14 protein-coding genes are annotated in these 17,235 nt (G+C 60.2%); 10 read left to right on the top strand and 4 right to left on the bottom strand.

Translation table 11 applies throughout. The features are described from left to right. Positions 1–182 precede the first annotated feature (182 nt). The 7 genes from AC0T4W_RS10035 (at position 183) to AC0T4W_RS10005 (ending at position 10,035) form a co-directional block, all read left to right on the top strand. The gene (locus tag AC0T4W_RS10035; protein WP_476318857.1) at positions 183–1,346 is read left to right on the top strand and encodes an isovaleryl-CoA dehydrogenase; all 1,164 of its coding nucleotides are present in this window, start codon (positions 183–185) and stop codon (positions 1,344–1,346) included. A 111-nt stretch (positions 1,347–1,457) separates the two neighbouring features. Next, complete coding sequence (locus AC0T4W_RS10030; protein WP_476318856.1) at positions 1,458–3,065, top strand: carboxyl transferase domain-containing protein; 1,608 nt, start codon at positions 1,458–1,460, stop codon at positions 3,063–3,065. Between the two features lie 91 nt (positions 3,066–3,156). Continuing rightward, entirely contained in the window at positions 3,157–3,957 is an 801-nt protein-coding gene (locus AC0T4W_RS10025; protein ID WP_476318855.1) for a gamma-carboxygeranoyl-CoA hydratase, read from the top strand. After that, positions 3,954–5,945, top strand: a complete 1,992-nt coding sequence (locus AC0T4W_RS10020; RefSeq protein ID WP_476318854.1) for an acetyl/propionyl/methylcrotonyl-CoA carboxylase subunit alpha — start codon at positions 3,954–3,956, stop codon at positions 5,943–5,945. The genes AC0T4W_RS10025 and AC0T4W_RS10020 overlap by 4 nt, the downstream gene beginning before the upstream one ends. A 214-nt stretch (positions 5,946–6,159) precedes the next feature. Further along, positions 6,160–7,062, top strand: coding sequence for a hydroxymethylglutaryl-CoA lyase (locus AC0T4W_RS10015; RefSeq protein ID WP_476318853.1), 903 nt, complete (start codon positions 6,160–6,162; stop codon positions 7,060–7,062). Positions 7,063–7,286: 224 nt separating this feature from the next. Continuing rightward, on the top strand, positions 7,287–9,242 hold the full coding sequence (locus AC0T4W_RS10010; RefSeq protein WP_476318852.1) for an acetoacetate--CoA ligase: 1,956 nt from the start codon (positions 7,287–7,289) through the stop codon (positions 9,240–9,242). A gap of 313 nt (positions 9,243–9,555) precedes the next feature. Continuing rightward, positions 9,556–10,035: a substrate-binding periplasmic protein gene (locus AC0T4W_RS10005; protein ID WP_476318851.1), complete on the top strand. Its 480-nt coding sequence runs from the start codon at positions 9,556–9,558 to the stop codon at positions 10,033–10,035. A gap of 84 nt (positions 10,036–10,119) precedes the next feature. Here the strand turns inward: AC0T4W_RS10005 and AC0T4W_RS10000 are convergent, their stop codons facing one another. Continuing rightward, positions 10,120–11,349, bottom strand: coding sequence for a PilT/PilU family type 4a pilus ATPase (locus AC0T4W_RS10000; RefSeq protein ID WP_476318850.1), 1,230 nt, complete (start codon positions 11,347–11,349; stop codon positions 10,120–10,122). Between the two features lie 143 nt (positions 11,350–11,492). On the opposite strand from AC0T4W_RS10000, the gene AC0T4W_RS09995 reads away from it, so the two are divergent. From AC0T4W_RS09995 to sph, 3 genes are all read left to right on the top strand, one after another. Continuing rightward, positions 11,493–11,771 (top strand): peptidylprolyl isomerase, encoded by a 279-nt coding sequence (locus tag AC0T4W_RS09995; protein ID WP_476318849.1) that lies wholly within the window; start codon positions 11,493–11,495, stop codon positions 11,769–11,771. A gap of 7 nt (positions 11,772–11,778) precedes the next feature. Next, the gene (locus AC0T4W_RS09990; protein ID WP_476318848.1) at positions 11,779–12,147 is read left to right on the top strand and encodes an MmcQ/YjbR family DNA-binding protein; all 369 of its coding nucleotides are present in this window, start codon (positions 11,779–11,781) and stop codon (positions 12,145–12,147) included. Positions 12,148–12,280: 133 nt separating this feature from the next. Then, positions 12,281–13,795: a sphingomyelin phosphodiesterase gene (sph, locus tag AC0T4W_RS09985; protein WP_476318847.1), complete on the top strand. Its 1,515-nt coding sequence runs from the start codon at positions 12,281–12,283 to the stop codon at positions 13,793–13,795. 170 nt (positions 13,796–13,965) lie between these two features. Here the strand turns inward: sph and AC0T4W_RS09980 are convergent, their stop codons facing one another. Genes AC0T4W_RS09980 through AC0T4W_RS09970 form a run of 3 tightly spaced genes read right to left on the bottom strand, consistent with a single transcriptional unit; the run spans position 13,966 to position 17,210 of the window. Next, on the bottom strand, positions 13,966–14,913 hold the full coding sequence (locus AC0T4W_RS09980) for a sulfotransferase family protein (protein ID WP_476318846.1): 948 nt from the start codon (positions 14,911–14,913) through the stop codon (positions 13,966–13,968). Beyond that, entirely contained in the window at positions 14,901–15,686 is a 786-nt protein-coding gene (locus AC0T4W_RS09975) for an aspartyl/asparaginyl beta-hydroxylase domain-containing protein (protein WP_476318845.1), read from the bottom strand. Before AC0T4W_RS09975 ends, AC0T4W_RS09980 begins: the two co-directional genes overlap by 13 nt. A gap of 12 nt (positions 15,687–15,698) precedes the next feature. Continuing rightward, entirely contained in the window at positions 15,699–17,210 is a 1,512-nt protein-coding gene (locus AC0T4W_RS09970) for a TolC family protein (protein ID WP_476318844.1), read from the bottom strand. Positions 17,211–17,235: the final 25 nt, after the last annotated feature.

The raw sequence follows: 17,235 nt of genomic DNA, 5'->3' as shown, positions 1-17,235 counted from the left end.
GCCGCTTGCCCTTCAAGCGACGGGTATATCGACTTTGTGCTTGCTCTGAGGCGAGCGTTCGAACTTCAACTTAAACACAGGCGTTGACAGCTCACACGGCAACCTTTACGTTAACGTAAAGGTCGGCAACCTAACACTCTGTACTAAATGCCGAACCAGATAACGACAATCAAGGTGAAACCATGAGCTATCCGTCCCTCAACTTCGCCCTCGGCGAAACCATCGACATGCTGCGCGAACAGACCCAGGCCTTCGTTGCCAGCGAACTGGCCCCCCGTGCCGCCGCCATCGACAGCGAAAACCAGTTCCCGGCAGATATGTGGAAGAAGTTCGGCGATATGGGCCTGCTCGGTATCACCGTCGAGGAAGAGTACGGCGGCTCCGGCCTCGGTTACCTGGCCCACGTGATCGCTATGGAAGAGATCAGCCGCGCCTCCGCCTCGGTCGCCCTCTCCTACGGCGCGCACTCCAACCTCTGCGTCAACCAGATCAAGCGCAACGGCACGCCTGCGCAGAAGGCCAAGTACCTGCCCAAGCTGGTCAGCGGCGAGCACGTCGGTGCCCTGGCCATGAGCGAGCCCAACGCCGGTTCCGACGTGGTTTCCATGAAGCTGCGCGCCGACAAACAAGGCGACCGCTACGTGCTTAACGGCAGCAAAACCTGGATCACCAATGGCCCAGACGCCAACACCTACGTGATCTACGCCAAAACCGACCTGGAAAAAGGCGCGCATGGCATCAGCGCCTTTATCGTCGAGCGCGACTGGACGGGTTTTAGCCGTGGCAGCAAGTTCGACAAGCTCGGCATGCGCGGCTCCAACACCTGCGAGCTGTTCTTCGACAACGTCGAGGTGCCGGAAGAAAACGTACTGGGCCAGCTTAACGGCGGCGTGCGGGTGCTGATGAGCGGCCTGGATTATGAGCGCGTGGTGCTCTCCGGCGGCCCGACCGGGATCATGCAGGCCTGCATGGACGTGATCGTGCCCTATATCCACGACCGCAAGCAGTTCGGCCAGAGTATTGGCGAATTCCAGCTGATCCAGGGCAAGGTCGCCGATATGTACACCCAGCTCAACGCCAGCCGCGCCTACCTGTACGCCGTGGCCCAGGCCTGTGACCGTGGCGAAACCACCCGCAAGGACGCCGCCGGGGTGATCCTCTACAGCGCCGAGCGCGCCACCCAGATGGCCCTGGATGCGATCCAGATTCTCGGCGGCAACGGTTATATCAACGAATACCCCACCGGCCGTTTGCTACGTGACGCCAAGCTCTACGAGATCGGCGCCGGCACCAGCGAGATCCGCCGCATGCTGATAGGCCGCGAGCTGTTTAACGAAACAAAGTAGCCACTGCGGTGGTGATTTATCTGTAGGCGCCAGCTTGCTGGCGATCCGGAATTACGCATCGCCAGCAAGCTGGCTCCTACAACACGCATACAATTCGACGGAGTGCGCCAGATGGCCATCCTGCATACCCAGATCAACACCCGTTCGCCGGAGTTCGCCGCCAATAGCGTGGCGATGCTCGCCCAGGTAAACGACCTGCGCACCCTGCTCGCCCGCGTTCATGAAGGCGGCGGAGCCAAGGCTCAGGAACGTCACACCTCGCGCGGCAAGCTGCTGCCGCGTGAACGGATCAACCGCTTGCTGGATATCGGCTCGCCGTTTCTGGAGATCGGTCAGTTGGCCGCCTATGAGGTGTATGGCGAAGAGGTGCCGGCAGCCGGCGTGGTGGCCGGTATCGGCCGGGTCGAGGGCGTGGAGTGCATGATCGTGGCCAACGACGCCACGGTAAAAGGCGGCAGCTACTACCCGCTGACGGTGAAAAAACACCTGCGCGCGCAGACCATCGCCCAGCAGAACCGCCTGCCGTGCATCTACCTGGTGGATTCCGGCGGTGCCAACCTGCCGCGTCAGGATGAAGTGTTTCCGGATCGCGAGCACTTCGGGCGGATCTTCTTCAACCAGGCCAATATGTCGGCCATGGGCATCCCGCAGATCGCCGTGGTTATGGGTTCCTGTACTGCTGGCGGGGCTTATGTGCCGGCCATGGCCGATGAGGCGATCATGGTGCGCAACCAGGCCACCATCTTCCTCGCCGGCCCGCCGCTGGTAAAAGCCGCCACCGGTGAAGTGGTCAGCGCCGAAGACCTGGGCGGTGCCGATGTGCACTGCAAAACCAGCGGCGTAGCCGACCACTACGCCGACAACGACGAACATGCCCTGGCCCTGGCCCGCCGCTGCATCAGCAACCTTAACTGGCGCAAACTCGGCGTGTTGAATAACCGTACACCGATCAACCCGCTGTACAGCAGTGAAGAGCTGTACGGGGTAATTCCGGCGGACGCCAAGCAACCCTTCGATGTGCGTGAAGTGATCGCCCGCACCGTCGATGGCAGCGTGTTCGATGAATTCAAGGCGCTGTTTGGCGCCACCCTGGTGTGCGGCTTTGCACATATCCACGGCTATCCGGTGGCGATTCTCGCCAATAACGGCATTTTGTTTGCCGAGTCCGCGCAGAAAGGCGCGCACTTTATCGAGCTGGCCTGTCAGCGCGGCATTCCCCTGCTGTTTCTGCAGAACATCACCGGCTTTATGGTCGGCCAGAAGTACGAAGCCGGCGGCATCGCCAAGCACGGCGCCAAGCTGGTCAACGCCGTGGCCTGCGCCAAGGTGCCGAAATTTACCGTGATCATCGGCGGCAGCTTCGGCGCCGGTAACTACGGCATGTGCGGCCGCGCCTACGACCCGCGTTTTCTGTGGATGTGGCCAAATGCGCGCATCGGCGTGATGGGCGCCGAACAGGCCGCCGGCGTGCTGGTGCAGGTCAAGCATGAACAGGCCGCTCGCGCCGGGCAAAGCTTCTCCGCCGAGGATGAAGCCGCACTCAAGCAGCCAATCCTCGAACAGTACGAGCGTCAGGGCCACCCTTACTATTCCAGCGCCCGGCTGTGGGACGACGGTGTTATCGACCCGGCACAAACCCGTGACGTACTGGGTTTGGCGCTTTCTGCCAGCTTGAATGCACCGATTGAGCCGACTCAGTTCGGCGTATTCCGCATGTGACCGTAGGGTGGATGACGCTTCACCCATCCACCAGTTGGGTGATCCAAGGTGGAAGAAAAGAGCGTCTTCCACCCTACATGAGGACAGATTGATGACAACTTTCAACACCATCGAGCTTGAGAAAGACCCACGCGACTTTGCCACGCTCTGGCTTAACCGCGCGGACAAGCACAACGCCTTTAACGCCGAGATGATTCGCGAGCTGATCCTCGCCCTCGATGCGGTGATGGCCGACAAAACCCTGCGTTTTCTGCTGCTGCGCGGCCGTGGCAAGCACTTCTCCGCCGGCGCGGATCTGGCTTGGATGCAGCACGCCGCAACCCTGGATTACAACGCCAACCTCGCCGACTCCCGTGAGCTGGCCGAGCTGATGCACAACCTCTATCAGCTGAAAATCCCGACCCTGGCCGTGGTGCAAGGCGCAGCTTTTGGCGGTGCCCTGGGGCTGATCAGCTGCTGCGATATGGCCATCGGTGCCAATGATGCCCAGCTGTGTCTGTCCGAAGTACGCATCGGTTTGGCGCCTGCGGTGATCAGCCCCTTTGTTGTGCAGGCGATTGGCGAGCGGGCTGCGAGGCGCTATGCCCTGACGGCTGAGCGCTTTAGCGGCGAGCGGGCGCAGGAACTTGGGCTGTTTGCCGAGTGCTATCCGTCTGCTGAACTGGATACCCAGGTAGAAAACTGGATCAGTAGTCTGCTGTTGAACAGCCCCCTGGCCATGCAAGCCAGCAAGGACCTGCTACGCGAAGTCGGCAGCGGCGTACTGACCCCGGCGCTGCGCCGTTACACGGAAAACGCCATCGCCCGTATCCGCGTCAGCCCCGAAGGCCAGGAAGGTCTGCGCGCCTTTCTGGACAAACGTCAACCCGCTTGGCAGGAGTCACAAGCATGAGCCTCAAACCTATCGACACCCTGCTGGTGGCCAACCGTGGTGAAATCGCCTGCCGCGTGATGCGCACGGCCAAGTCCATGGGCATCCAGACCGTGGCGGTACACAGCGCCATCGACGCCAGCGCCCGCCATGTGCGCGAGGCCGATCTGGCGTTCAACCTCGGTGGCGCCAAGCCAGCAGACAGCTATCTGTTGATCGACAAGATCATCGCTGCAGCCAAAGCCACTGGCGCCCAGGCCATCCATCCCGGTTACGGTTTTCTCTCGGAAAACGCCGGTTTTGCCCGCGCCATCGAAGCTGCTGGCTTGCTGTTTCTCGGCCCGCCCGCCTCGGCCATCGACGCCATGGGTAGCAAATCCGCCGCCAAGGCGCTGATGGACGCCGCTGGCGTACCGCTGGTGCCGGGTTATCACGGCGAAGCGCAGGATGTAGAAACCTTCTGCGCTGCCTCGAACGCAATCGGCTACCCGGTGCTGCTCAAGGCTGCAGCCGGCGGTGGCGGCAAAGGCATGAAGGTGGTCGAGCGTGAAAGCGAACTGGCCGAGGCACTGGCCAGCGCCCAGCGCGAGGCGCAGTCATCGTTCGGCGACTCGCGCATGCTGGTGGAAAAATACGTCCTCAAACCACGCCATGTGGAAATCCAGGTATTTGCCGACCAGCACGGTAATTGCCTGTACCTCAACGAGCGCGACTGCTCGATCCAGCGTCGCCACCAGAAGGTCGTCGAAGAAGCACCGGCTCCGGGTCTGTCGCCTGAACTGCGCCGCGCCATGGGCGAAGCTGCGGTCAAGGCCGCGCAAGCCATCGGCTATGTCGGTGCCGGCACCGTGGAGTTTTTGCTGGATGAGCGCGGCGACTTCTTCTTTATGGAGATGAACACTCGCCTGCAGGTCGAACACCCAGTCACCGAGCTGATCACCGGCCTCGACCTGGTCGCCTGGCAGATTCGCGTGGCCCGTGGCGAAGCGCTGCCGATCAGCCAGGATCAGGTACCGTTGCTTGGCCATGCCATCGAAGTACGGCTATACGCAGAAGACCCGGACAACGACTTTCTCCCCGCCACCGGCACCCTGGCGCTGTACCGCGAGGCCAATGCAGGCCCAGGCCGCAGGGTCGACAGTGGCGTGAGTGAAGGCGATGAAGTTTCACCCTTCTATGACCCCATGCTCGGCAAACTGATCGCCTGGGGCGAGAACCGCGAAGAGGCGCGCCTGCGCCTGCTGGCCATGCTTAAGGAAACCTGCGTCGGCGGGGTCAAGACCAACCTGGCCTTCCTTACCCGCGTGCTGGCCCATTCGGCCTTTGCCAATGCCGAGCTGGATACCGGTTTTATTCCGCGACATGAAGCGCAGTTGCTGCCGCCAGTAAGCGAGCTACCAACCGAGTTCTGGCAACTGGCTGCCGAGGCCTTTGTGCAGAGCGAAGCGCCGCTGCAGCGCCACGACGACTATCACTCGCCCTGGTCAACCAATAACGGCCTGCGTCTGGGGCTGCCGGCGGAAACCGACCTGCACCTAAGCTGCAATGGCAGCGAGCGCAAAGTACGGCCCAACAATAGCGCGCGCCTGAACGACGAATGGTTGATCTGTAGGAGCGAGCTTGCTCGCGATACCGTGATCGCGAGCAAGCTCGCTCCTACAGAGGTAGAGCATCGCCTGCGTGCCATTCGCCAGGGAGACACCCTGTATCTGCACTATGCCGGTGAGCTACACGCGGTCACCCGCTTCGACCCGATTGCCGAAGTCGAAGCCAGCCATCAGCATCACGGCGGCCTCACCGCGCCCATGAACGGCAGTATCGTGCGGGTGCTGGTCGAGACCGGGCAGCAGGTCGAAGCCGGCACCGCCCTGGTGGTGCTGGAGGCGATGAAGATGGAGCACAGCATCCGCGCGCCCCATGCCGGCATCGTCAAGGCGCTGTATTGCAACGAAGGCGAGATGGTCAGCGAAGGGGCTATGCTGGTGGAGTTGGACGAGACCAGCGCGTAGGGTGGACATCGCTTTTTATGTCCACCAAGGCATTCTCAGCGAAAGGCCATGGTGGATGTATAAAGCGACATCCACCCTACAACTTTGATGGGTATCGCGCGGCTCAACCCATCCTACAAAAAAGTTGCATAACCGTAGGATTGGTTGAGCGCAGCGATACCCATGCGGCTAAGCACAAGGTTTCATCGCCAGACCGAACAACCAAGGAACACATATGAACCTACCCAAACAAGTCCGCCTGGTCGAAGTTGGCCCGCGCGACGGTTTGCAGAATGAGAAACAGCCGATCAGCGTGGCCGACAAAGTGCGCCTGGTCGATGACCTGTCTGCCGCAGGCCTGGGCTATATCGAGGTGGGCAGCTTTGTCTCACCCAAGTGGGTGCCACAGATGGCCGGAAGTGCCGAGGTATTTGCGCAGATCCAACAACTGCCAGGCACCGTCTACGCAGCGCTGACGCCCAACCTGAAAGGTTTTGAAGGCGCGTTAGAAGCAGGCGTCAAGGAAGTTGCGGTATTTGCCGCAGCAAGCGAATCCTTTTCACAGAAGAACATCAACTGCTCGATCAGCGAGAGCCTTGAGCGCTTTGTGCCGCTAATGGACGCCGCCAAGCGACAGGGCATCCGCGTGCGCGGCTACGTGTCATGTGTACTCGGCTGCCCTTACGAGGGCACCATCGCCACCGCCCGAGTGGCGGAGGTAGCTCGCGAGCTTTACAACATGGGCTGCTACGAGATCTCCCTCGGTGACACCATCGGTGTCGGTACTGCAGGAGAAACCCGGCGTTTGATCGAAGTAGTCGGCAGTAAGGTACCGCGCAACAAACTGGCCGGACACTTCCACGACACCTACGGCCAGGCCCTGGCTAATATCTATGCAAGCCTCTTGGAAGGCATCAGCGTCTTCGACAGCTCGGTGGCGGGCCTGGGCGGCTGCCCTTATGCCAAAGGCGCCACCGGTAATGTCGCGACAGAAGATGTGCTGTATCTGCTGGAGAGATTGGGCATCGAAACCGGTATAGATATGGATCGGTTGATCGCCGCCGGCCAGCGTATTTGCACGGTACTGGATAAATCCAACGGCTCTCGCGTGGCGCGGGCCAGGCTGGCCAGTGCCTGATTGGCGTGTTACGCCAGCTGTACGGTTTTATTTACGCCCTGTAAAGCGCCGCCGTCAGGCTCGCTGCCGCTTGCCTTAGAGCGGTGCGCAGCGGCTACAGCCGCAGTGACTGCCAATCAGGATCAGTCCCGCGCAGCTCGACGCAAGTCATCCGCCAGCCAGTAGGCTTGCAGGTATAAGCCGATGCTAATCGCGCCGGCATAACAAGAACTTGAGGAAGCACGATGCAACAGCCCTTGTGGACACCCTCCAAGGAACGTATCGCGACGACGCGGATGGACGCCTTCCGCCGCTTCGTCAATCAGCGCCACAGCCTGCAACTGGCCGACTATCCAGCCCTGCACACCTGGAGCGTGGAACAGCGCGAGGCGTTCTGGCAGGCGATTGTCGAGTTCTTCGATGTGCGCTTTAGCGCGCAGCCCGAAGCCGTGTTACACGAAGGCAGCGCCATGCCCAGCGCCCAATGGTTTCCCGGCGCAACGCTAAATTTTGCCGAACACCTGCTGCGCCGCCGTGATAATCACCCTGCCCTGATCGCTATTGGTGAAGACGGCAGCCGCGAAGAGCTGAGCTACGCCCAGCTGGCCGCCCATGTTGCTGGTTTGCAACAAAGCCTGCGCGCTGCTGGCGTCGGCAGCGGTGATCGGGTCGCGGCCTTTATGCCTAACACCTGGCAAACCCTGGTCGGTATGCTCGCCGCCAGCAGCTTGGGCGCGACCTGGTCGAGCTGCTCGCCAGACTTCGGCACCCAGGGCGTGATCGACCGTTTCGGCCAGATCGAACCCAAGGTGCTGATCGCCGCCGCCGGCTACCGCTACGCAGGCAAGAACCTCGACCTGACAGTCAAACTCAATGAAATCCTTGAGCGCCTGCCCTCCCTTGAGCAGCTGATTGTGGTGCCCTACTCCAATGCCCAGGCCAAAGCCGCTGACTTCCACTCGGCGGCCAAGGTCGCGCTGTGGCAGGACTTCTACCAGACCGGCGGCGAGCCTGAATTCACCCAGGTGCCGTTCGACCACCCGCTGTATATCCTCTATTCCAGCGGCACCACCGGCGTGCCCAAATGCATCGTGCATGGCACCGGCGGTACCTTGCTGCAGCACGTCAAGGAACTCGGCCTGCACACCGATCTGACGGCTGAAGACTGTTTGTTCTACTACAGCACCTGCGGCTGGATGATGTGGAATTGGCTGGCCTCCGGCCTGGCCCTGGGCGCCACCCTGGTGCTGTTCGACGGCTCGCCCTTCCACCCCGGTGCCGAGCGCCTGATCGACCTGATCGACGCCGAAAACATCAGCATCTTCGGCACCAGCGCCAAATACCTGGCCGCCCTGGAGAAGGCTGGAGCCAGGCCGAGCAGCACGCACAAACTTGCATACTTGAAAGCCATTCTGTCCACCGGCTCACCGCTGTCCCACGAGAGCTTCGAGTACGTTTACCGCGAAATCAAAGCCGATCTGTGCCTCTCGTCGATCTCCGGTGGCACCGATATCGTCTCCTGCTTCGCCCTTGGCAACCCGGTGCTGCCGGTATGTCGCGGCGAGTTGCAGTGCAAGGGCTTAGGGATGGATGTGCAGGTGTGGAATGACGCAGGCAAACCGGTAACAGGCGAGAAAGGCGAACTGGTCTGCGCGCAGCATTTTCCGTCGATGCCGGTGAGTTTTTGGAAGGACACCGATGGCAGCAAGTTTCAAGCAGCCTACTTCGACACCTTCCCCGGCATCTGGGCCCATGGCGACTATGCCGAGATCAGCGAACACGGCGGTCTGGTGATTCACGGCCGCTCTGACGCGGTACTCAACCCCGGCGGCGTGCGCATCGGCACCGCCGAAATCTACCGCCAGGTGGAAAAGGTTGAAGCTGTGCTGGAGTCCATCGCCATCGGCCAGGAGTGGGAAGATGACGTGCGCGTAGTGCTATTTGTGCGCCTGCGCGATGGCGTCGCGTTAACCGATGCGCTGCAAGCGCAGATTCGTCAGGTGATCCGCGCCAACACCACGCCGCGCCATGTGCCAGCCAAGATCATTGCCGTGGCGGATATCCCGCGCACCATCAGCGGCAAGATAGTCGAGCTGGCGGTACGCAATGTGGTACACGGCAAACCGGTGAAAAACACTGACGCCCTGGCCAACCCAGAGGCGTTGGAGCTTTACCGCGACCTGGCAGAACTGCTGGTTTGAACCGCAACAACTGCAAACATGTCATTAAAACCGTGCATATACTCCAACTGTTCCCCGTTGGAGTGATGCTGTGGTTCTACGTTGGCTTGTGCTTGCCATCTCGCTCTTACCCCTGTTTCGGGGTGCTTCGGCAAAGGAAATACTTGAGCTGCATATGCCGGATACCCCGCCCCTGACCTTTATCAGTTTTCAGGGGGGATATGGCATGGTCGGGGATGTCGCGTTATCAGCCATATCCAGGGCAGGTTATTTGAGTCATCTGCACCTAACCCCCTGGCCCAGAGCCCAGCAGCGTGTCAGCAGAGGGGAAAACATGCTGATCATCCCCATGCCGCGATCACCTGAGCGGGAAAGCCTTTACACCTGGATTGCGCCGATCATGGTAATGGAGCGCGCTTTTTTCAGTTTGGATGCTCCCGTGGCAAATTTTTCCGAAGCCCGTGCCCGTTATCAACGTGTGGCCGTTGGGCATGGCACTGCGCATGCGGAAATCCTTAAAAGCCAAGGGTTTACTAACGAACAAATCGTCACTCTCAGGCTGGGAGCAAACCCAGAGCGCATGTTTGAACTGGGTCGCATCGACGCTTGGTTTACCAGCGTCCCCGAGGGTTTATACCAATGGCCCGGCAGCAAGAATGTGCTACGCATGAGCCCTGTAATGTCGAGTGTCGAACTCTACATGGCCTGCTCCAAACGCTGTGACAGCATCATCGTTGAAGAACTGCGCCAATCAGTTGAAGCGCTGTACCGTGAAGGAACTGCGCAAGCCATTCAAGATGCCTACCTGCAATAACGCTGACCGCATCAAAATACTCCTGCCATGTGCCATCTTGTGCTCGCCCAACCGGCATGCTGACTAGTCATAGAGTGATCACACTCAGATTCCCGAACGCCCAGGATCTTCCGGTGGCAGGTCTTCCTCAAGATCCTCCAGCGTCAACTCCAGCCCCCACTCACCTGCCGAAGCAGCAGGCGCTGCCGGCTGTGGCTCGGCAGCAACGGGCGCCGGTGCTGACGCGGCGGCGGCCTGTACCGGTGCAGCTGGATTGTCGCGATAAAGCTTGAGTCTTAGCCGCACGTTGTTCGCCGAGTCGGCGTTTTTCACCGCTTCGTCTTCATCGATTGAACCATCGTTGACCAGGTCGATCAGCGCCTGATCGAAAGTCTGCATGCCAAGATTCTTCGACTTTTCCATGATCTCCTTTATTTCGGAAAACTCGTTACGTTTGATCAGGTCGCGGATGGTCGGCGTACCCAGCAGCACTTCCACCGCCGCGCGGCGCTTGCCGTCGATAGTTTTGACCAGGCGCTGGGAGACAAACGCTTTGAGGTTGTTGCCCAGGTCATTGAGCAACTGCGGGCGGCGGTCTTCCGGGAAGAAGTTGATGATGCGGTCCAGCGCCTGGTTGGCGTTGTTGGCGTGCAGCGTGGAGATCGCCAGGTGGCCGGTGTCAGCAAAGGCCAGGGCGTGCTCCATGGTTTCACGATCGCGAATCTCACCGATCAGGATTACGTCCGGCGCCTGGCGCAGGGTGTTCTTCAGCGCAGCGTGGAAGCTGCGGGTATCCACCCCGACCTCACGCTGGTTGATGATCGACTTCTTGTGCTTGTGTACATACTCCACCGGGTCTTCGATGGTGATGATATGGCCGCCGCTGTTGCGGTTGCGATAGTCGATCAGCGCCGCCAGGGAAGTCGACTTACCTGAACCGGTGCCACCGACAAACAGCACCAGGCCGCGTTTTTCCATCACCGTCTTGAGCAGCACTTCCGGCAGCTTGAGGTCTTCGAACTTGGGGATTTCCATCTTGATATTGCGCGCAACAATCGACACCTCATTGCGCTGCTTGAAGATGTTGATACGAAAGCGCCCCACACCGGCAATGGAGATGGCCAGGTTCATCTCCAGCTCACGTTCAAATTCCTCGCGCTGCGCACTGTCCATCACCGAGTCGGCGACTGCTGCCACCTCACCAGCTTTCAACGGCTCGGCACTAAGCGCCTTGAGCACGCCATTGAACTTGGCGCAGGGCGGCGCCCCGGTGGAAAGATAAAGGTCAGACCCGTCCTGGCTGGACAGGATTTTCAGCATGGCGTTGAGGTCCATAACGAGATTTCCCGCGAGTTGGATGTATTACGTTAGGCCAAGATTACCCATCGCTCCTGGGAAAATCGGCGCGTGTACAGCTCAGGCGCTAAGCGGCTAAAAATGCTGGCACAATATGCCGATTGAATTCCGAGGACCCCGTCATGCCGAAGGCAATGGCCCGCCATATTCTGGTGAAAACCGAAGCAGAAGCCGCCGCGCTGAAAAAGCGCATTGCCGCAGGCGAGGCCTTTGACGTGCTCGCGCGCAAATACTCCACCTGCCCATCCGGCAAGAAAGGTGGCGACCTGGGTGAAGTGCGCCCAGGACAGATGGTGCGCGCCATCGATCAGGTGATCTTCAAAAAGCCGCTGCGTGAAGTCCACGGCCCGGTGAAAAGTCAGTTTGGCTACCATCTGGTGCAGGTTTTCTACCGCGAGTGACCCCGCTATGACACCCGAACACGTTGCTGCTTTTTGCCTGAGCCTGCCAGGTGCCCGCGAGGACATCAAATGGGGCGGCGTGCGAGTGTTCTCCGTGGCAGAGAACAAAATGTTCGCCCTGTTCCACCTGGGTAGCGATGACGGCCTGGCCTTCAAGGTCGATGCCGACCTGTTTCTCGGCTATTGCGACCGCCCGGGCATCTGCCCTGCGCCTTATCTGGCCCGCGCACGCTGGATCAGCATGGCCGCACCCTACCCGCTAAGCGATGGCGAACTGCGCGAGCTGCTAACGCGCTCCCATCAGCTGGTGGTGGCAAAACTGCCCAAACGCCTGAAGCTGGACCTGCTGCTCGATCAGCCTGCAGCGGATTCGTAACAGCCTCGTCATGCCGATGTAACCCTCGCCAAGCAGACTGCGCTGGCGCTGGTCTAGCCCACCCACCTTTCGATCATTCTCGCGGTTAACGGTGACGGGAAGACTGGCCATTCCCCTACCCGGAGGCCACCCTATGCATCGCTGCCTGTTGCCACTGCTGTGTTTCAGTACGCTTGCCCTATCCACCCCAACCTTTGCCCAGGCAAACCCGGATGAGCAGTTCAAACTGCTGGCACATAACGTGTTCCTACTGCCGAGTACGATAAAACCCGGCTGGGGCCAGCAACAGCGCGCGGCGTTGATCGCTGAGGCAGCGTATATCCAAGGCCAGGATGCGGTGATTCTCAACGAGCTATTCGACAACCCAGCATCAAACATTCTGCTCAATGGTTTGAAAAGTCAGTACCCGTTTCAGACGCCAGTGCTCGGCCGTAGCCGCACGGGCTGGGATGCGACGCTAGGCGCCTATTCGGACACCGCGCCGGAAGATGGCGGCGTGGCCATCGTCAGCCGCTGGCCAATCGAGCAACGCGTGCAATATGTCTATAGCCAAGGCTGCGGGGCGGATTACCTGTCCAACAAGGGCTTCGTCTACGTCAAACTCAATCGCAATGGCCAGGCCGTGCATATCATCGGCACCCATGCACAGGCGGCGGACACCGGCTGCCCGGATGGCAAAGGTGCGGCGGTAAGGGCCAGCCAGTTCGATGAACTGCAGAACTTCATCAGTGCCCGAGGCATTGCCCTCGATCAGCTGGTGTTTATTGGCGGCGACTTCAACGTAATCAAAGGCAGCAGCGAGTACCACGACATGCTCGCCCGCCTGCAGGTCAATGCACCCGACAGCTATGCCGGCAGCGACACCACCTTTGATACCCTGCGCAACGGCATCGCCAACTACCAATATCCCAACCACGCCCCGGAATACCTGGATTACATCTTCGTCTCGCGCAACCACCGGCAACTGCCCTTCTGGCACAACCAGGCCCTGGATACCCCGGCGCCACGCTGGACAGTCAGCCTGGCGGGCGCGACCTGGCAATTCCAGGATTACTCCGATCATTCACCGGTGGCCGGCTTTACCCGTGCCGACAGCACGACGCCAACCCGCGCCAGCAAGCCGCAGCAAAACCTCTATGGCGAAGTGGTTCTGCAAAGCACCACCACCGGCAAAACCCTGCGCGCCGGCAGCAGCAAGGCCAACGACTGGGTGAAGATCAGCGGTAATGGGCTGGAGCCAGAAAGCCTGTTCAGCCTGCGCAACTGGTACCACCCGGAGAGTTTCTGCATTCGCAATGGCGACTACATTGAAGTCGAGTCTCGCCGCCACCCCGGCTATTGGCTCAACTGGTGGCTGGGTGGTGGCGGCGGTAACTACGCCTATTACATGAAGGCAGGCGACTCATCCAACCAGCTGCGCATCGAACTGCCCAACAACAGCGGCTGCCTCAAGAATGGTGACACCATTCGCCTGCGCGACCGCGACACCGTGCGTGGGTCTGATTACTACCTGCAGAACTGGGCATCCGGCAGCTGGAAAGAGCACCTGTACCTGTGGAGCAGCTCAGCGGCCAACGCCGAACAGTTCCGCGTACACCTCAAACGCCCCGCACACTACCCAGACTGGAGCAGCAAACTGCACTACTGAGCGCATCACTGCGCGTGACTCGCGTTCAACGGCGACACGCTCACGCAGCGTGTCTAGGAACAGCTTCAGCACCGGTGATTCGTCGTCGGCACGATAGATCGAATACAGCGGCACCTCCGGTAGCGCGGGGGTCAGTGCGCGAAAAATCACCCCGGCCGGTGCCAGCTCGTCTATTCGACCGACCGCAACGACTCCAGCGCCTCATAGGCCCCCTGCGCCCAATGCGTCACCTGACCCTGCAGCAATTGCGAAGCCTCCCGGCGTTTGTCCTCTCCATCGCCGCTAAACGCCTGAACCGGCTGTTTGGCATGCTGCCCAACGGTCGCAAACACGTGCTTGCACTGATCAGCATTGAGCCCGAAAAACGTCGCCAGTCTGCCAGCCATGGCATCGGGCAGTTCGTTGTAGTTCACCGCCACCCCGGCCAATGCCTGGCAGTGTTCCAGCCCTCTGTGTAACAGTCTCCCCAGGCGTCGAGAGATAAAGTCTTCCGGGCTGCTGAACGGTAATCCATCGTCCAGTACGCTCGCGCCGATCATCCCCGGCACCATGTGCATGCCGGGACGACGCAGGTGGGACACAGCAATTTCCAATGGATCGCGGTACACGAATAACCAGGGCGTAGCGGGAAAACAGGCGCGCAGCAGCGGTAATTCACCAATACTCCAGGCGTCTAGCTTGATTACCAAATGCTGCTCAAGGTCTCGCCGCCGCTGGCCATAAGCCGATATCAGTCCCTTGAGCGCCATGCACTGTTCGGCGTGCGCCATGTCGCTGCGCAGCAGCGTATCCAAAGGCGGTGGTTCGGAAATAACGATGTGTTCGTCCAGTTGCGCAAGCATCTGGCTGATTAAGGTCGAGCCGCAACGGGAGGCATGAAAGATAAAGGCAGTGGGCGCCAACCCTGGGCTTTGTTGCTGCCACTGACCGAGTGCGCTTAAGGGCGTCTGGCGACGCAGCGCCTGGTTGAAAGGCAAACGCAGGGCGTCTTCCACGGCGTCACCGAAGAAGGGTTTGGATAATCGCGTATCGCCGAACCAGCACCAGTCAACCTGCCACTGCCCAGCCTCTTGCCACACGCGTATCGGCAGCCAGCCGTCTAGGTTCAGACTTTCCACTGCGCGCTCCATTGCCGGCGGCCGTTGCGCATGGCTGCCTGTAATGCCTGGCGCGTCAAGGGCAGCCCTTTTTCAGCAGCCAACCTGAGGGCGAAGTCAGTAAACGCCTCTACATCGTGGAGGGCCTGTAAGGCTTGGGTGAGCTGGGGATCAGCTTCTACGCAGCGTTGAAAGCGCACAAAGTCGCTTTGCTCGTTACAAGCTGCTGGTGTGCTGGCCAGCCCGTCGATGATCTGCTGTTGTAGCCACGGTCCTGGGCGGCAATCGAGAACCAGGTGAATGCGCGCTTGAGTGCCTCGATTATCGACACGATGAGGTCTCGATAAGTCGAGAAACCAGCACTCGCCTGCTGTCATCGGAATGCGTTGGTCGTCCAGCCAGAAATCCACATCCGCTGGGCTGAGCAGCGGAATGTGCAAGCGCAGGTCAGCGTCCGGCCCGCCCAGGTCGTAGTCACGGTGCTCATGGATACGCCCTCCAGGTCCCAGGCGTAGCAAGCGGGCAGAGACTATTTCCAAAGGCCAGTCGCCGAGCGCCTGGTGCCAACGACCATCTGCTGACCAGGGTGCCCGGAGCACGGGCTGACCGCGCCCTGGAGACAGCTCGGTCAAGGCATCAGCCGGCGCAATCAACGCCACACCGCTCCAGTCACCACTGTAGTAAGCGCTATTGAAATGCCCTTGCCAGCACTCATGTCCAATCGCGGCCAGTGCCTGCAACAGCAAAGGCAGGTCAACTGGCAGCAGCAGTCGGGAAAACGCCGGGCGCCTCATCGGTGCAGGCTGTTACTGAGGCAACGCTGCCATGGGTACGCCTATATCGCCCTCGGCCCAGGCCGCTTCGCGGTTGGCCAATGCTGTGGCAATCGACTGCACCTCGGTCGACTGCACCTCATCGGGCAGCGGGTCAAGACCGGCGCTGGCGAAGATCTGGCCATAGGCGTTACGCAGGTCGGCATAGGACAGGTCCCGGCGCAGATCAGCCTGCAGGGTGTTCAGTTCACCTTGGATCAGCTCCAACTCGCCCAGGCCCGCAGCCTGATAACGGTTGCGCAACTGGCCGACGATTTGCCCATCGATATCCGACAGCTGCTGGTTGGTCTTGAATTGACGCAATGCCTCGCGGTAGTTGGCATTGGCCACGTAGAGCTGCGCGAGCACGGCAATCGACATGGCCTGTCGCCGCGCGGCTGCCACTTCTTCACCAGCCTTGGCCACATTAATTGCGGCAGGCGCGGAGATCACGTTGAACAGATTCCAGGTGACTTTCACGCCGTAGTCGATCCAGCTTTGTTCCACCAGGAAGGAGTTGCTGTCGTAATGCCCCCCAACTGAGAACTCCAGCCCTGGCAACAGGCGCAACATCGCTTTACGCGTTTCGTCCGCACTAATACGTGTCAGATAATCTTGTTCGCGCAGTTCCGGACGGCTGGTCAGGGCTTCCTGCTCAAGGCTCTCCAAGTCGACTTTTAGTTCCGGGATCACGTATTCATCCGGGGTGGCCAGGGTTAGCTGCGTACCCAAAGGCAGATTGATCAGGGTGGCCAGTTCAGTCTTGGCCAGTGACAGCGCTCGCCGCTGCTCCTCAAGCTGACGGGTTGCCTGAATCAGCGAGCGTTGATAGCCCAGAGCCTGGACCGGATCACCGATGCGCTGCTCGCTCATGCTCTGACTATTGTCGCGGGCCGTTTCGACCCGGGCCATCAGGCTGTCGATCTGCTTGAGCAGGCGTTCGGCGGCCATGGCGCGCCAGTAAGCGGAACGTACATCCTGGATAATGGTGTTGATCACTTTGCGCCGGCGTTCCTGCACGATCAGGCGCTGATCACCCGCCTGCTTGGCGCTGATATAACTCACTCCAAAGTCGAGTACGTTCCAGACCATGGTCAGGTCGGCCACTTCACGATCACGGTCTTGCGAAGTCGAGGGTTCCAACGACTGGGTACCGGTTTCCACGCTTTCACTGCTCGATGCACTGACGTTATTGCGGCCCACATAGCCAGCGTCCAGGGCCATGCGCGGCAGCATGTCGAAACTGGCTAGGTCAAGCTGGCGGTTGGCCAGCGCCTCCTCCATGATTTTTAAGCGACCCTCGAGGTTGTACTTCACTGCCCGGGCCATGGCCTGGTGCAGGGTCAGCGGCCCGCTGAGGGGCTCCTGATCCTTGTACATGTTCAGCAGGTCGGTGCGGGCACGCGCCTCGCTGACGCTGCGCTCGATAGGTTCACTGGTGACCGCACAACCGCTCACGACCAACGCCAGCAGACTCATGCCGAATAACTTCTGACTTTTGTTCATTCCTTGGATTACCCCCAAATACCCC

The sequence above is a fragment of the Pseudomonas sp. C7.1 genome (assembly GCF_056312395.1).
This window is presented reverse-complemented; position numbering and strand designations above follow the sequence as displayed.